Annotated in this window: 2 protein-coding genes; both read left to right on the top strand. The window is 41.3% G+C overall.

The features are described from left to right. The first annotated feature begins 10 nt into the window (after positions 1 to 10). A complete protein-coding gene (locus tag JMN32_RS25085) occupies positions 11 to 6,199 on the top strand; it encodes a non-ribosomal peptide synthetase (protein WP_202859162.1) in 6,189 nt (2,062 codons plus the stop codon). 2 nt (positions 6,200 to 6,201) lie between these two features. Further along, a complete protein-coding gene (locus JMN32_RS25080; RefSeq protein ID WP_202859161.1) occupies positions 6,202 to 18,318 on the top strand; it encodes a non-ribosomal peptide synthetase/type I polyketide synthase in 12,117 nt (4,038 codons plus the stop codon). Positions 18,319 to 18,321 lie beyond the last annotated feature (3 nt).

Here is an 18,321-nt window from a genome sequence, read left to right as displayed (position 1 = left end):
ACTGATCAATATGCCGGAAAAGATTAAGAGAAGTAACGTTCAGGATATTGTTGAATTGAACATGACCCAAAAAGGTATTCTTTTTCAATACCTTGAAAAAGATGATCTATCCATATATAACATTCAGCTATCTCTGGACATTTCGGGAGAGTTCAAACCGAAAATTTTTGAGAATGCCTGTAAAAGGGTTCAGCAAAACCAAGAGGCTCTTAGGTCTGTATTTAGGTGGGAAGCTGTTAAAAACCCAATTCAGATTATTCTGAAAGAGTGCCCTCTTGAATTTTCAGTAACGGATATATGTCACCTTGAGCAGCAGGGAAAAGAAGAAACAGTAAGAGCCTTCTGTTCCAATGAAGTCTCAAAACGATTTGATTTGTCGATTACTCCTTTTAAGATCAGGATACTCAAAAGAGACGCAGACCATTACATACTAAACATTATTCATCACCATATACTATATGATGGTTGGAGTACAGGAGTACTCGTAAAAGCATTATTTGATAGTTATTATACATTATTAACAGCGTCAGAATTCGCATTGCATCCTCCAGTACGTTTGCGGACAATATTAAAGGGGCTTCAGGGGAAAAAAAATCTGATGGCTGAGCAAAACTACTGGAAACGTGCCCTTGAAAATTATACACCTAAAAATACCTGGCAAGACAATAATAATCATAATGTAACACCTGAATATATAAGGCTTACGGTTTCTAAAGAAGGACTGGAAGTACAGCGCTACGCCAGTACCCATGGTCTGGTCCCATCATCTATTTTCTATGCAGGTTATATCAACTTAATGTATCGCCTTTCCGGGGAAACAGATGTGCTATTTGGAACTGTTGTATCGTCCCGCGACCTGTCCATCCCCGGCGCAGATCAGGTGATTGGAAACTTTGTGAACACACTTCCATTCCGCCACAATATTCGGATTACTGAAAATTTTGAACAGCAGATTCGAAAAGTAGATAAGCAGTTGGCAGAGCTGACTGATTTTAGTCAAAGTTCTTATCTGGAGATAAGGAAAATGCTGGATTTACAAACCGGAGATTCTCTTTTCGATAGTTTACTTATTATTCAGAATTATCCACTTCAGGATCTCGTTGTGGGAGAAAATTGTGAGGTTCGCCTAAGAGAGGTTAATGAAACCACCGAATTGCCTCTGGTAGTAAATGTTTTTATGCGTGAGCATGTGGCGCTTGAATTTATTGGGAATACTACTTTTTTCACCAAACAGCAATTGCAGCAAATAGCAGATGCATATTTGGAGATAGTAGCCGGCATGTGTACTAGTCCTGAGCAAACGCCTGAATCATTAGGTAGAATGGATTATTTTGAAACAGGCTTGAATGTTGCTACAAAGGGAAATGGAGAGGGGATGGAACTTTCACTGGCATCCTCTCCGGATGTTGAAGCAGTGGATCAGTCAGTATTGAGCGAGCTGAAACAAGTTTGGTGCGAAGTGCTGAGTATTGAGGACTTAAACTTTAATGATAACGTATTTTTCAAGGGAGCAGACTCAATACTGTTAATTCAGGTTAGCTCGCGATTGAAAAGGCTTGGATATAAGCTTCCTGTAAAAACGATCATGAAGTTTCCTACCATTGAAGGGATGGCTTCAAAGATACAAGCAGACATTGCCGAGGTGGTATTTCAGGATATTCAAGGTGATTTCTCTCTTTTGCCTGTTCAGGCATCCTACTTTAACCTGCAGCAGGTAGAGCTATCTCATTACAATCAATCAGTATCACTATATTTTCGGGAAGGGTTGCTCAGGGAAACTCTGGATACAGTTGTTTCCGAACTAGTCGGGCACCACGATGCCTTCCGCATACGCTTCAGGGCGGAGGGGAACTCTTTTGTCCCCGGATATACAAATAATACAGCGCATGTAAAAATTGAAGAGTTTACTTTAGACTCCAATGAGGTACCTCAAACTCTTTTAGATGAACTTCAGAGAAGTCTTGACATTGCAGAAGGTCCGCTTTTTAAAATAGGGCTTTTCCATTATCAGCATAGCAGTCGTGTGCTAATAATTATGCATCACCTGATTACCGACGGAGTAAGTTGGCGAATTTTGCTGGAAGACCTGTCAACATTACTACAACAACATCAAAGAGGAGAAAAGCTTGCTTTACCGGAAAAATCCCAATCGTTAAAACTTTGGGACGAGGGTCTTAAAAAATACCTGGAGACTGATCAGTATAGAAAAACACGTGAGTATTGGGCTTCATTTGCGGAGCAGGATTTTAGCAATATTCCACTTGATAATGCTGATGGAGGTAATAGAATTGTTGATCAGAAGGAGGTTAGCTTTTACATAGATGCTACAAATACTTCGCGATTGCTGAAAGAAGCACATGAGGCTTTTGGAACACAGATCAATGACTTGCTGCTCACGGCACTTGCATGGACAGTACAAAAAAAGTATGGTTTAAATCAGCTCTATACTCTGCTTGAAGGGCATGGAAGGGAAGCAATAACCGAGCATACAGATATAAGCCGTACCCTGGGATGGTTTACTAGTATTTTTCCAGTATTTCTTACCCTTCCTGAAGGTAGCCCGGGTACACAGATCAAGTCTCTTAAGGAGCAATTACGTAAAGTTCCTAACAAAGGGTTTGATTACCTTCCGGGAGTGTTTTTGGACTCATTATTTAAAAAACCTGTAATTGCTCCAAGGATAAAGTTCAACTACCTGGGACAGTTTGATCCTGTTGAGTCCGGTGGTATTTTTGAGATAGCAGACATAAATAATGGTTGCGAACAGTCTCCGGAGCACGACAGAGAGGTTGCCATTGATATTTGGGCAATGGTTATCAAGGGTCAACTGAAAGTGACTTTAACCTATAGTTTAGAGCAATATGGTACACCGCAGATTGAGGAATTTGCTAACCTTCTCCAGGTTTCTTTACAGGAGGTTACAGATTATTGCTGTGGTTATACGAAAAAGGAATTGACTTCGTCAGACCTCAGTTATGGCTCTTTGAGCCAAACTCAGATAGAAAGACTCGAAAATGAATATGACATAGAGGATATATATCTGCTTTCGGGAATGCAACAGGGTATCCTTTTCGAAACGCTTTTAAACCCTCATTCTGCCGTATACTTTGAGCAAAAGACGATGACATTGGAGGGGGAGTTACAGGTGCCTGTAGTGCAAGAGAGCCTGGAGTTACTTCTTCACCAACATGGCATTTTACGCACCCTTTTTATTCGTGAAGGCTATGACCAGCCTTTACAGGTATTGCTAAAGTCAAAACTATTGACCTTTGAATTTAAGGACGTAACAAATCAGGCAGATGAGTCGGGAGAAGACACTTTTCTGGAAACAAGCCGACAAGAGCAAAGGCGACGTCCTTTTAACCTGGAAACAGGCGACACTTTTAGAGTTCAATTGTTGAAGACCGCAGCCGCTCGCTATCACCTGATTTGGAACTACCATCATATTCTCATGGATGGATGGTGTATGGGGCTTTTATGGAATGACTTCAAGAATATTTATGAGACGCTGATAGCAGGGAAAAAGTATGAGTTGAAGCCAGTAAAACAATATGCTGAATATATTGAGTGGCTCCAAAACCAGGATCAGGAAACTGCCAGGACGCGTTGGAAAAACTACCTCAGTGGAGTGTCTCAAGCAACGTCTTTGACAGCGAAAAGAGGGAATAATACAGCGTACTCCCTCGTGTCAAGAGCATTTGATAAAGAACGTACAAATCAGCTGAATGTATTTGCGAGGCAGCATAACACTACACCTTTCAGAATTATTCAAGCGGCTTGGGGACTCTTGCTACAGAAATATACAGGACTTGACGATGTGGTTTTCGGTTCGGTTGTATCAGGAAGACCAGAGGATATACAGGATATTGAAAGCATGATCGGCCTTTTTATAAATACACTGCCGATACGTTACTGTAAATTTGAAAAAGATACTTTTAAATCTGTGTTAAGGAGGTTGGAAGAAGAGCAAATTGAAATGACGGATGTGCAGTATCTGTCACTTTTTGAGATCCAATCCCAATCCACGCTGGGCAGAGCACTTTTTGATCATATTCTGGTATTTGAAAATTATCCGTTGTCTGATAATTTCATAGGATCTTCTTTAGGGGTGACACGTGTCCTGGATGTTCATGTATTTGAGCAAACGCATTATGACCTTGTACTTGTTATCAATCCGGGAGAACAGTTGCAGTTTCATGCCAATTTCAATTCAGATGCATATTCAGAGCAATTGATCGATAACCTTTTGACTCATTTCAGCCGGATTGTCGATGCTATTATGGAAACTCCTGAACTTCCTGTCAAGTCATGGTCACTGGCTACACAAACTGAAGAAACACAGTTGTTACAGCATTTGAATCATGAAAATTGCCTATGGCCGGAAGGAGACAGTGTAATAGATCTCCTGGATAAGCAAGTCGCAAAAACTCCTGAAAATACAGCTCTGGTATTTGAAGGAGAGCGTATGTCTTATAAGGTATTACAATCCAAATCAGAGCAAGTAGCTGCATATTTGCAGTCCAAAGGGATCAAAACAGGGGAGATTGTTGGGGTATACCTGGATAGGTCGCTTGATTACATTGTTGCTATGCTTGGCATATTGAAAGCCGGAGGAGTTTATTTGCCACTCGATATAGATTACCCTGAGTCCCGGACTTTGTATATGTTGGAAGATAGCAGCGCAAAGTGGGTAATATCAGATCAAACGGATGCCTTTAGTAACCTGCCCATAGAGATCTGTACTCCTGTTGAAATATTTGAATCTCAAGGGGTATATAGACCTTTGGAATTTTTAGACCCTCAGGCTACATGTTATATTATATACACTTCGGGAACTACGGGAAAGCCTAAGGGCGTGATGGTAACCCACAGCAACGTGGTAAGGCTTTTTCAAAATAGTGAATTCCAATTTGATTTTAATCAGGATGATGTCTGGACCATGTTTCATAGTCCCTGTTTTGATTTCAGTATCTGGGAGATCTTCGGTGCACTGTTTTTTGGAGGCAGTGTTGTAATTATTCCTAAGATGACTGCTCGGGACCCACGATTGTACCTGAAACTACTAAAGACAGAGAAGGTAACAGTTCTTAACCAAACCCCAAGTGCTTTTTACAATATTGTTATCAGAGAACTGGAGTCGGCATCTGCTGATTTGGTACTACGATATGTGATTTTCGGAGGGGAGGCCCTTAGTCCCGGAAAACTTTCGGGTTGGAAAGCAAAATACCCGGAGGTACGATTGATCAATATGTTTGGCATTACGGAGACTACCGTACATGTAACTTATAAGGAAATTGGTAGTTACGAAATAGAAAATAATATAAGCAATATCGGTCACCCTATACCTACACTGTCGGTGTATATTCTGGATGAGAACATGAAGCCACAACCACCTGGAGTGGTGGGAGAAATGTACGTGGGAGGAGCAGGTGTAACTAAAGGCTATCTTGGTAAGGAAGACCTCACCAGGCAACGATTTGTAGATAATCCATTTATACCAGGGCAGAAACTATATAAAACGGGCGACCTTGCACGCTTGCTTCTCAATGGTGAGATAGAGTATCGCGGACGTATAGATTTTCAGGTGCAATTGAGGGGATTCCGTATCGAGTTAGGAGAGATTGAAAGTCGCATAAAAGAATACAAGGCTATCTCGGAGGCAGTAGTAGTAATGAAAGAAGTTGAGGAGGAGAAATTCCTGGTGGGCTATTACGTATCTGAAGAAAAGGTCAACGTTGTTGAAATCCGTCATTTCCTTTCCCAACAAATGGCTGAATATATGGTTCCTTCTTATTTCGTTCGCATTGAAGAGCTTCCACTTACTCCAAATGGCAAAATTGATAAGCAGGCACTTCCGGCGCCAGACTTTGAAGAAGTTGATGAGAAATCCCTTGCTAAAAATGAAGTGGAACAAAAGCTGGTTGACATCTGGGCGAATGTGTTGGGACTGCACCCATCACGCATAGGCATCCATACTAATTTCTTCGACTTAGGTGGAGACTCTATGAAACTGGTAAAAATGGTTGACCAGATAGCTTTACAAATGGATGTGAAAATCACCGTGGCTGATGCATTTACATACCCGGTTATTTCACTCCTTTCCAAGTTTTTGAGTGAGGGTAAAGAAGAGCAGGGTACTTCTGATAATAACGATCTGGATCAGATTACCGAAACCATGGACCTTTTAAGCAGACTATAATTATGAGTGAAAAATATACAGGCCTGGAAATCGCAATAATAGGTATAAGCGGGAGGTTTCCCGGGGCGGAAAATATTACCACATTTTGGGAAAATTTAAAATCCGGAGTTAGTGGTATAAAGGAGCTTGATGATAAGGACCTTCTTCAGGAAGGCGTGAGTAGGGAAGAGATGGCTCGACCTGATTATGTGAAAGCTAATGCATACCTGGAAAACAAAGCCAGTTTTGATGCTGCATTTTTTGGGTACTTGCCAGATGAAGCCGAGCTTATGGATCCACAAATCAGAGCCTTTCATGAGTGTAGTTGGGAAGCGATAGAGGATAGTGGCTATGGTGATATCGGAAGGATGAATAAAAAAGTGGGAGTGTTCTCAACGGGTTCTGTCAACACCCCGTGGATATTGAACGCCGAAGTGAAGAATAGAGAGGGGTTGATTGATGGTTTTACCAGCTCACATTTGCGGGATATCACATTTTTAAGTTCAAGAATTGCATATAATTTAAATCTAAAGGGTCCTGCTGTCTTTATTCAGACAGCTTGTTCTTCATCCCTTGTGGCTGTTCATGAAGCGTGCAGTAGCCTGCTTTTGGGAGAATGTGATATGGCTATGGCGGGTGGCGTTAATATTAAACACTATTCACATAAAGGATACCGGTATCAGAAAGGAATGATCCATTCTGCAGATGGTAAGTGCCGTCCATTTGATAAAGATGCCAATGGAACAGTAGGAGGCGAAGGGGTAGGAGTTGTTGTGCTAAAGAAACTAAAACAAGCCATTGAGGACAATGATAATATCTATGCGATCATAAAAGGGTCTGCTATCAATAATGATGGAGACAATAAAGTAGGGTTTACGGCCCCCAGCGTAAAAGGTCAGGCGGATGCTATTTTACGAGCTCAGCGTTTGGCTAGAGTAGACTCACAAAGCATCAGTTATATTGAAACCCACGGTACGGCGACAGAGTTGGGAGATCCTGTAGAAGTACAGGCATTATCCTATGCCTTTGGTGCACGAAAGAACAATCCGTTGGTACTGGGTGCATTGAAGTCCAATATTGGGCATTTGGATTCGGCAGCAGGAGTCGCAGGGCTCATAAAGGCCGTTTTATGCATTAAAAATAGGCAGCTACCGCCCACATTACATTTTAAAGAACCCAATCCCTTAATTGATATGGAGTCTGCCGGCTTTCATGTCAACAATACATTACAGGATTGGAAACCATCAGCTGGAGTACTCAGAGCTGGCGTTAGCTCTTTTGGTATTGGGGGAACCAACGCACATATTGTGTTGGAAGAAGCACCTGCTGTGGGGGCAAGCCCGGCAGGAAGAAGGCCATATTACTTACTACCTGTTTCGGCCGAGACAGACAATTCTTTAAAGAGCAATTGCGACCGTTTGGCCGATAAACTTAAGAATACCTCCGGGATCAACCTAGCTGATGTGAGTTATACCCTGCTAACAGGAAGAAAAGCCATGAAGTTACGTAAAACCTTTGTGGTGGAAGGTGTTGATGAAGCAGTGAAACAACTCCGGGATGCTGAAGATCAAAAAACATATAACATTGCAGGAGACACGTTGCGTCACACTGTATTTATGTTCTCGGGACAAGGGGCACAGTATTTTAGTATGTGTAAAGGCTTATATGTATCTGAACCCGTGTTTAGACATACACTTAATTCCTGCCTGAAAGTGGCAGAGTCCATTGCGGGCCTGAACTTTGAGAATATTTTATTTTCTGATGATCCGGAAGAGAAAATTCATCAGACACAATACACACAACCTATTTTGTTCAGTGTGGAGTATGCCCTGGCGAAGCTCATAATGTCATGGGGCATAAAACCTGATTATATGATAGGCCACAGTATTGGAGAATATGTGGCGGCTTGCATTTCCGGTGTTTTTAAACTTGAGGATGCCATTCGGTTGGTAGTGAAACGCGGTTATTTGATGAGCCAATGTGCTGATGGTGGCATGTTGAGTGTAGAAGGTATTCATGAGGAGCTTTTGAAACAAGAAATACACGCATTCTCAGGAGTTGAAATAGCCGTAATCAATACTACTAATTCATTCGTTTTGGCAGGGAACGCCAAAGAAATTGATGCTATAAATCAACATTTTATTGCTCTGGGGTTTGAAACAAAGCGGGTGAAGACTTCCAAGGCTTTCCATTCATCTTTGATGGATGAAGTTTTAGACGTATTCGAATCAGAGTTTAACAATGTAAACTTCGGCCTTCCATCAATTCCGTTTGTATCTAATGTGACCGGTGAGTTGATAACTCCCGAAATGAGCAATGATCCTAAATATTGGAGTTCGCACCTGAGATCAACTGTACAGTTTGAAAAAGGAATGCGGACGCTGAGGCAAATGAGGGAAAGCATATTTATTGAGGTTGGGCCTGGGAGAACACTGGCTAACTATGCTGAGGCAATTTTTGAAGAAGCGGAACAGCACAAAGCTATCAGCTTGGTAAAACACAGAAAGCAGGAGGTTAATGATCAGAGGTATTTGCTGGAACGTGTTGGGAAATTCTGGGAGTATGGTGTTTCGGTGGACTGGCAGATGTTTTTCAGTGAAGAAGGTAAAAGAAGGCGATTGGCGTTACCCACTTATGCATTTGAAAAAAACATATTTACCACCAACTTTAACCTGGAATTGCTCCTGAGCAACAGCTTTGCAGGGCTGGTAGCTGAGGAAACCAATGATACGACAGAGTACCTGTACCACACCAATTGGAAGCAAGCCCGGAATATGGAATTTTCTCAGGTAGGAGTTAGCCAGCAGAAGTCTAATTACTTGGTGTTTTGTGGAGAAGAGACCTATAGTGAGCTTATCATAAATAATTTAAGGGAGCAAGGCCATCAGGTAGTTACTGTGAGTTATGGAGACTCATTTATTAAGCAGGGTGCAGAAAGCTATACCATTAACTATTCTGATACGGATATGCTAAGTACCCTATGGAAGTCAGTACAAGAGACCTATGGAACTCCGCACCATATACTGTATCATGCCTCATTAAAAGGAAAGGCACCTATAGTTGAATATGAAGGGATTCATCGTGAACTGTCCACAGGGTATGTTGGACTTGCGATGATAGTTAAATCGCTAGCCCATTCAACTATCCGAGAAGAAGTCAAACTGACGGTTTTTACAAACCACATTGCACGCATAGTTCCTGGTGAGACTATAGACCCTTTAAAGGCTATGTTGCTATCTGTAGCAAAGATTGCTCCTTCGGAACTTCCGAATCTTTTGGTAGAGGTTGTGGATTTGCCATATCCATTTTCATCAAAAGAAGAAGCTTTACTTTATTGCGACCCATCGATCAAACAGTTACAGGCTGAAGATTTTGGTTCATCTCCACTTACAGCATACCGCTGGATGCAGCAGTGGAAGCCATTTTTGGAGTCTATACCCGCATCGGAGGTCTCAGCAGGAGAAACACCGATTCGTAAAGGAGGGGCTTATTTGGTAATTGGAGGCTTTGGAGGTATGGGCCTTTCTGTTTCAAGGAGCCTGGCCATGAACCATCAGGCTAATCTAATACTTACCCATCGATCCCCCTTCCCGGAGAGGGAGCAATGGGATCAGGTATTGGCCTCTTCTGACGATGATGACCTGAAAACCAAAATAAAGGAACTTCAGGAAATGGAGTCATTTGGAGCAACGGTTACGCTTTATCAACTGGATGTGTCAGATGAAGAAGCCGTGAAGCAGTTTTGTAGATGGCTGATGGAGGACTATTCTGACTTGGACGGTCTTATTTGGGCTGCAGGAGAGGTGGATCATGGAGGTATTATCAGGAATAGAGATATGGAAGATATGATCTTGCCATTGCAATCCAAAGTACATGGTCTGTTGTTATTTGAGCAATACCTTGATATTAGCAAAATTAATCTGGTTGTATTGTTCTCATCAATTGGTAATGTCCTGTACCATATTAAATTTGGTCAGGTAGCCTATAATGCCTCAAATGAATTTGTAGAACACTATGCTCCATACCTCCGTGAAAAATACGGAGTTAAAGCACTTGCAATTAACTGGTGTGACTGGTTTGATGTAGGGATGTCGTACAAGGTGAATAGTAAAACATTAGATACGACAGATTCAGAAGATATAAATGCCCAGATAGTTCATGGTATAAGTCCACAGGAAGGGGTTGCCGTTTTTTACCATTGTATAGCGCAACCATACACTGCTTTTACCATTTACAAAGGGGATATTGGCAAAGCCCTCGAAAATAGCAGAGAGCAATATTTGAAAACCAGAGAGACTGCAAGTGGAGAGGAAGTAAAAACGTTGTCTAAAGAGCATAACCCGGTAGAGGCCCTTACCGAAGTTTATGAAGCTTTTTTTGGAAAACAGGTTTCTGTGAAAGATGACTTTTTTGAATTGGGTGGAGATTCTTTAAAAGCAATGTCACTGGTTGCCCGTATCAACAAGCACTTGGGAGTTTCATTATCAATTAGCGACATTTACAGGAATCCTACGATTAAAGAATTAGCTGAGAGTTTAAAGACATTGTCAGTGAATGATAATCGCACAGGGCTGATTGAAAAGAGTGAAGAAAAACTGTTGTACCATACTTCGTCTGAACAGTTGAGACTTTACTTCCTGCAATCCTTCAATCCACAGAGTATTGCGTATAACGAAACGTTCATTTTAAGAGCGACGGAAAGCATAGATATTGATAAATTCCAAAGTGCATTGAATGAATTGGTAAGGCATCAGGAAAGCTTGAGAACGCAATTCAGTAATGTAGAAGGCACTATCTACCAGGAAATTATCGATTCATACGCTGTACCGGTAGAAACTTTGGAGTTTCAGGGCGATTTGGAAGCAACGGTGGAGAAATTTGTAAAACCCTTTGATCTCAGTAAGGCACCATTGCTAAGAGCAGGAGTTATAAATACAGACGATGCGCAGTATATTTTGCTGGATACTCACCATATTGTGGTAGATGGGGTCTCCAAAGAGATATTGTTCAATGAGCTGAGTGTATTATATAAAGGGAGTGAGGTTGCTGGGCTTAGTCTTACTTATAAAGACTATGCGGAGTGGCAATGCTCTGAACAATATAAAGACAGGCTTGAAAAACAGAAGGCCTTCTGGCTTGATAAGTTCAGTGAGGAAATTGCCTCAATGGAGCTGCCAACTGACTTTGACAGGACTTCAGCTATAGGTGATGAGGGAGCACTGTTTACTTTCGAAATACCCAAATCAGAACCATTTTACAAGACAATAGCAGGTTCTGGTAGCTGTTTCAACCTACTAATGGCCTGTTATACTTTATTGCTTGGCCGCCTTTCCAATCAGAAAGATATTGTAGTAGGAACTCCTATAACCGGCCGGCCCGATACCGAGTTGGAAAAGGTCATAGGGATGTTTGTACGTACATTGGCCATCCGTAACCAGATTGATGCAGGAGGTAGTTTTAATGAGTACTTCAGGAAGGTAACGGAAAATACACTGGCTTGTATCGAGAATCAGGATTACCCTTTGGAGGATTTGATAGATGCATTACAGTTAGAGAGAGATCCTGGACGCAACAATCCTTTATTTGATTGCATACTGGTTTATCGTGACGGAAGAGAAGGCCAGGTTGAAACAACTTCAGAGGAGGTATTTATTAATGAGCAAAGTGCCCATATTGTATCACGTTTTAACCTGACACTTTCCATTCTGGAGAGTGAAGATTCTCTAAGTTGTAACTTTATATATGCCCCAGCACTATTTAAGGAGTCTTCTATCTCAAACTTTGCAACCTATTTTAAAAATATTTTTCAGGCGGTTACACAAAATAACGAGATTACCATTTCGGATATTCCTATCCTGAGTGAAGCTGAAAGAAACAAGCTGCTTTATACCTGGAATAATTCAAGAATAGACTTACCGCTGGATAAAACTTTGCCGATACTCTTCAAAGAGCAGGCAATTCGAGTGCCTGATAAAGCTGCAGTTGTTACAAGAAATGCTGAACTTTCATACAGCGAACTCGATGTACTTTCAAATCAACTGGCATCCTTTTTAAAGAGTGAATACAACATAGGGGAGCAGGATATGCTGGGAGTTATGGTAGAACGTGATGAATGGCTCATCGTTACCTTATTGGCAATCCTTAAGCTGGGAGCAACATATATACCCATAGACCCTGATTTTCCTGAAGAGAGGATTTTATATATAAAACAGGATAGTGCATGTAGCTTGTTGATAGACTATAACGTTCTTGAGACATTCAGAGCTAAGGCACCAGAAATTTCCAAGGACTTTAATGCTCCGGTTTTTTCATCTTCAACCCTTGCCTATATTATTTATACGTCCGGGTCAACCGGCCAGCCAAAAGGCGTTATGATTGAACATCGCAGTATTATCAATACAGTATGTTCACAAATTGCAGATGGTGTAATTAAAGAAACAGATCAAAGTTTGCAGTTTGCCAATCAGTCATTTGACGTTTCTATGTGGGACATCTTTAATACCTTGTTATGTGGGGCTACACTTCATATGGTGAGCGATGCTGAGAAGAAAGATGTTGCCAGCTTTACCAATTTCCTTAAGGAACACAAGGTCACTATTGCCTCGCTTCCGCCGGCCTATGTTAAGATGCTTGATCTTTCTGAAATTCAGAGTCTCAAAACGCTAATTACCGGTGGAGAAGAGGCTCCTTATGAGGAGGCCGTGGAGTTTTCAAAGAGGGGAAGGTATTACAATTCATATGGACCAACTGAAGCTAGTGTTTGTGCCTCCATGTATACAGGTGATATTCCGCGTATCGTGCCAATTGGTAAACCGGTAGGCAATATGAAACTATATGTACTTTCTGATGACTTTCAGTTGCAACCCCCTGGAGTTGTTGGCGAGTTGTGCATTTCAGGACCCGGGTTATCGAGAGGGTACTTGAATAAAAAGGAAATTACTGCTTCCAGCTTTGTTCCGAACCCATTTGAACCCGGTGAAAGGATGTACCGTACGGGAGACCTTGCCATAAGGCTATCAGATGGAAATATTATTTTCAAAGGGCGAAAGGATACTCAGGTAAAAGTGAGAGGGTACCGTATCGAACTGGAAGAGATCGAAAATATCTTGCAGCAGCAAGAGGGTGTACAACAGGTCGTGGTTGAAGTGGTTAATAAGAATTTGGCGGCTTTTTATACGTCAGATAGTGAGCAGGATATGGCTTCAGCTTTGCATAATACAGCTCAGGAAAAACTCCCGGCCTATATGGTTCCAGATAATTATATTCGTTTAGAGCATATACCTATTACTGTCAATGGAAAAATAGACAGGGCTGAGTTGAAAACCCATAAAATTGAACAACAGGTTCCTTTCGAAGAAGCGGTAACTCCCGAAGAACAGCTGTTGGTATCCGTTTGGAAAGAAGTATTGCAAAAACAAAAAATTGGAATAAGAGATAACTTTTTCATGATAGGAGGAGACTCCATCAAATCGATTCAAATTAGTTCCAAACTCAGGCAGCAAGGGTATGAGGTAGGTATCAAAGATATTTTTACATACCAAACAATAGCTGAGTTGGCTAGACATATTGCTCGCAGTGAAGCTCAGGAAGAGCAAGATGATGTAGTAGGAGAAATACCTTTGAGTCCTATACAAGCATGGTTTTTTTCCAGTGCATACGCAAATAAAGAGCATTTTAATCAATCTGTGATGCTCGAGTTTCCCGAAGGCACCAAAGCGGAGATGCTTGATGAATTGTTTCGGGTACTAGTGAAAAGACATGATATACTGAAAGTACAGTTCAATACTGAAGGTCAGCCGCCAAAACAGTATATTGCTTCCGACGCCAATACACCTAAAATACAGGAATATGATTTGAGAGCAGAGGATGAACCCCAGAAGAAGATTCAGGAAATCATTCAGCAGACTCAAAGTTCCCTTCAATTTGGTGAAGGGTTGTTGTTCCGTACGGTATTATTCCGGCTAACTACAGGAAGTCACCTGTTTTTCACATTACATCACTTGCTGGTTGATGGCGTATCCTGGAGAATATTATTTAACGATCTGGAAACCTTAATTCATCAGTACGAGGCAGGAGAGGAACTTAACCTGCCGTCGAAAACAGCTTCCTTTCAGGCTTGGGTTCACCGTTTGCAGGAATATATGGGGAAAAGTATGTACCGTGATGGTATAAGCTACTGGAAGAAGTTTTTGGAAGACCATGAAGGGGCGAATCAAAATTTTGGTTTTGCATCAGGTAAAAACCTGTTTGGGTCAAGGATGACTACGACCAGAAAAATGGATGTCAGAGCTACTGAAATTCTACTCACCGAGGCCAACAAACCTTTTAATACAAGAATAAATGATCTATTACTTACTGCATTAAAGCTGGCCTTTCAGGAGGTTTTTAACACGGACTCTCTAACGGTTGACCTTGAAAATCATGGAAGAAGCCCGGTAATAGACTGCAATGTACAGGATACCATAGGCTGGTTTACCACCTTTTACCCCGTCATTCTGGAAGGAAAAGAAGAAAACCTTGCTGAAAGTATTCAAAGAACCAAGGAATCTCTTCGTGCAGTACCCAATGAGGGTATAGACTATCTTTTAGGTAGATATATTGAAGGGTCTCTTAAGCAGGCCAGTGTTAGTAGCGTAAGTTTTAATTATCTCGGACAGTTTGATACAGTTAACCAGACCAATCATTTTCGCATATTGCCTCAAACAGATTCTTTTGATACAGATGCTCATTCGAGACGATTTTATGACCTTGATATTTCTGCCATAGTAGTTGATGGTTGCCTTGAATTTACTTTGATTTCAGATTCCACCTCTTTGGGTGAGGATACTGCTATACATTTTCTTAGATCGTTCAGCAATTGGCTCGAGTCTATTTCTGCATATTGTACGGAAAGAAAAGACAGGACATTAAGTCCTTCGGACCTCGTATATAATAAACTTGATCAGGAAACACTAAGAAAGCTCGAGGCGGATTTTGAACCGGAAGATGTGTACCCTTTGACTCCTTTACAAAAAGGAATACACTTTCATTGGGTAATGGAGCCAGATGTAAACAGTTACTTTCAACAGACTACTTGCCGAATTCATGGAGCATTGGATATGGCTATTCTGGAAGAGAGCTTTGAGCTAATCATGAAAAGGCACCCGGTACTTCGCAGTATCTTTTTAGAAGATATGGTTTCAGACCCTGTTCAGGTGGTATTGGCAAAAGGTGAACTCCCTGTAACTTATTATGACCTGAGAGATATTTGTGCAACAGGGGACAAAACTGTTTTATTAGAAGAGTATAGAAAAAAAGACGCTAATAATAAATTTAGACTAGATCAAGGTGCCCTTTTCCGTATTAGCGTATTTCATACCGGGGAAAGCGAGTACCAAATACTTTGGAGTCATCACCATATAATTATGGATGGATGGTGCATGGGACTTATTGTAAATGAGTTTCTGGATATCTACAAGGCTTCGATCCATAAATATGAGCTTAATCTTCCTGCGGCACCTGCATATGACTCCTATCTACAGTGGTTGGGTGACAGGGATACTGCAAAATCGCTGAACTTCTGGTCAGAATACCTTAGTGGATTAGAGTCAAATACAGAAATACCAGGAAAAATAGAAGATTCGGACAACGAACAGGTAGGACATCATCCAAAACAAAATATCCATTTTACTCTTGATGAGGAAAAAACGGCTCAATTGAGGCAAGTGTGTGGTCAGACCGGAGTTACCGAAAGTAACTTTATTCAAACTTTATGGGGAATAAGCCTAGGCCTGCTTCAAAATACAAATGACTTGGCATTTGGGGCGGTAGTATCAGGAAGACCTTCAGAAGTACCGGGAGTAGAGCAAATGGTAGGTCTTTTCATTAATACCATTCCTGTGCGTGTCTCTTATGACGAAAGCGATACATTTTCAGATGTAATACGTAGAAATCAGCAATTTTTTATTCAGTCTACGGATCATCACTATGTGCAATTAGCCGAAATACAAACCCGGGTCGGCAATGGCTTTCAATTAGATCATTTGGTTGTGTTTGAAAACTATCCTTTCCAAACCAGCGTGCATTCCGATGATCAAACAGGTTTTGAATTGAAGGATCCTGCAGTTTATGAGGAAACGAATTATGATTTTGCACTAACAGTGCTTCCTGCTGATGCGCTTGAGTTTAAGTTTACTTATGATACGTCAAAATTCACTAATGAAAGCCTTGAAACACTTAGAGATCATTTTTTGAGAGTTTTAATGCTATCAATTGATCGTCCGTCTCAAAAAATAAGTGAGGTTAACCTATTGGATGAAATTGAGCTGCAGCATGTGCTTGAATTATCAAGAGGCTTTGAAGTTGAGTATGACCTTGATAAGTCGGTAATAGCACGTTTTGAAGAACATGCTGCTCATACGCCTAACGCTGTTGCCCTGCGTTTTGAAGGAGAGGAACTTACTTATAGAGCATTAAATGAACAGGCAAACCTACTTGCCAACGTGTTGCTTGCTGCAGGAGGAAAGGGAGCAAAGGTTCCTGTTTGTGTAGACCGCTCTTTTGATTTGATCGTTTCCATTCTGGCCATTTTAAAGTCCGGCGCAGTGTATGTTCCTCTCGATGAAACGTTCCCGGACTCAAGGATCAATGTCATATTGCAAGAGATTGATGCATCGGTAGCACTAGTATCTAAAACGAACAATGAACGTTTTGCGAAATTCGGCAACCTTACTGTTATTGACCCTGACAGGAATAACCTTGATTCGGAGAGTGATAAAAATCCGGGATTTGATGTTGATGCAGATTCGGTGGCTTATATCATCTATACTTCAGGATCTACAGGTAAACCGAAAGGTGTAATGAATACCCACCGAGGTATAATGAATAGATTGTTATGGATGCAGGATGACCTGAATATTCAAAAGGGCAGTGTGTTTATACAAAAAACACCTGTTGTATTTGATGTTTCAGTCTGGGAATTGCTCTTGCCACTAATTACTGGTAGCACCATGACTATCGCCCGACCTCAGGGGCATAAGGATCAGGAATATCTATATGAGTTAATAAAGAAGAACCATGTGAGTGTGATACATTTTGTTCCTTCAATGCTGTCAGTATTCCTATCAGGCATCAAGGAAGAACAAGCTAAACATTTCACTACTCTTCAGGATGTTATCTGTAGCGGAGAAGCTTTAAAGTCAAGTACAGTAAACCAGTTTAAGGCCTTGTTTCCTCATATTAATCTACGGAATTATTATGGTCCTACAGAGGCGGCAATTGATGTGACAGCTCTAAATCTTAGAGATTATGAAGGTAAGGTGGTAAGCATTGGTAAGCCCGTGGCCAATACTGATATTTATATTGTTGATGTTTATGGCAGGCTGTTGCCTCAGGGAAGTATAGGAGAGTTGTGTATAGGAGGAGTACAGGTTGCCGAGGGGTATTTAAACAGGCCACAACTCAATACGGAGAAATTTGTGGAGAACCGTTTTGGAAGACCCGGCAAATTATATAGGACAGGTGATTTGGCTCGCTGGATGCCGAGTGGAAATTTGGAATACCTGGGACGTATTGATGATCAGGTGAAATTGCGCGGTTACCGCATTGAACTTGGAGAGATATCCAACGTCCTGGATAACTACGAAAGCATCCGGGAATCCGTAGTGCTTCTGCGTCAGCGTGGTAAGGAACAGTATCTTGTAGCTTACTATGTTTCAGATCAGGCCCATGAAACTACCCTTTTGAAAAGTCATCTAAAAGGGTTCTTGCCTGATTACATGATTCCTGAATTTTATGTGCATATGGAAGCTCTGCCTTTGACCCGCAACGGTAAGCTAAACAAGAGAGAACTGCCTGAATTCACCATATTGACAAAGGATTATGTGGCTCCTGAAGATGAAATAGAAGAGAAGCTAGTGGTCCTATGGTCATCACTGTTAGAGCTGCCCAAAGAGAACATCAGTGTTACTATGGATTTCTTTGAGCTTGGAGGCCATTCGATTAAACTGATGACGTTACGAAGTTCTCTTAAACGGGAATTCGGTGTTGAGATTCCATTAAAATATCTTTTCAAAGGACTCACAGTTCGGAATTTGAGATCATATCTAAGTGCATTTCAAAAGGTTGCCGATTCAGAAACGAAAGAAGTAATAAGCATATAAAAT

The sequence above is a fragment of the Fulvivirga marina genome, assembly GCF_016775155.1.
Taxonomy (GTDB): domain Bacteria; phylum Bacteroidota; class Bacteroidia; order Cytophagales; family Cyclobacteriaceae; genus Fulvivirga; species Fulvivirga marina.
The sequence above is the reverse complement of the archived record's forward strand: the minus strand, read 5'-3'. Positions and strand labels throughout refer to the sequence as shown.

Bases quoted from the DNA above. Each gene is read 5' to 3' on its own strand.
- JMN32_RS25085 (WP_202859162.1), top strand. From the start codon at position 11: ATGCCGGAAAAGATTAAGAGAAGTAACGTTCAGGATATTGTTGAATTG.
- JMN32_RS25080 (WP_202859161.1), top strand. From the start codon at position 6,202: ATGAGTGAAAAATATACAGGCCTGGAAATCGCAATAATAGGTATAAGC.